Annotated in this window: 1 pseudogene; it reads right to left on the bottom strand. The window is 67.9% G+C overall.

The window, feature by feature from the left end:
• Positions 1-172 precede the first annotated feature (172 nt).
• Positions 173-551, bottom strand: a pseudogene (locus tag HUK84_RS22415) (type II secretion system protein GspJ); the annotation flags it as partial.

The following is a 551-nucleotide window of genomic DNA, read 5'->3' as shown; positions in this document are numbered from 1 at the left end:
GCCGTCCCAGGCCGCGACCAGGACCGGCCGCGACGACAGCCGCGCCAGGCGGGCCCGGCCCGGGACCAGGTCGCGGACCTGTCTCCACCACCAGGCGAACATGTCCCTGGCGACCGTTCCGCTTGCGGTCATCGGAGACGAATGCCGGGATGCGGCGGCATGGCGGGGGCGTCTATTGCGGCATCGGATCCAGCATCGGCGCGGCGACGATGTCCGGCCAATGACGGCGATCGCCGTCGGGAAAGCGGATGTGAATGCGCACCAATGCCGGCAGGCCGTTGCCGTACCATGTCTTTTCCCAGTTCCCGTTCGAAAGATAGTCGCAGTCTATGTCGGCAATGCCCGTCAGCAGAACCCGCTGCTGCTGCTGGGGCGTCGCGGATTCGATCACGTGGCGGTAGGGCTGCCATATAAACATCAGACGGTGCCGGCCATCGACCGACAAACGGATATCCGCCTGCATGTCCTGGCTGCCGTCCAGGGCCATCGGCAGCGTGCCGCGCAGCACCAGCCCATGGGGCCGGCCGACGAAAAGCGGCCCCTGCCGCCCG

Source organism: Nguyenibacter vanlangensis, assembly GCF_013376155.1.
In the GTDB taxonomy this organism is placed as follows: Bacteria; Pseudomonadota; Alphaproteobacteria; order Acetobacterales; family Acetobacteraceae; genus Gluconacetobacter; species Gluconacetobacter vanlangensis.
This window is presented reverse-complemented; position numbering and strand designations above follow the sequence as displayed.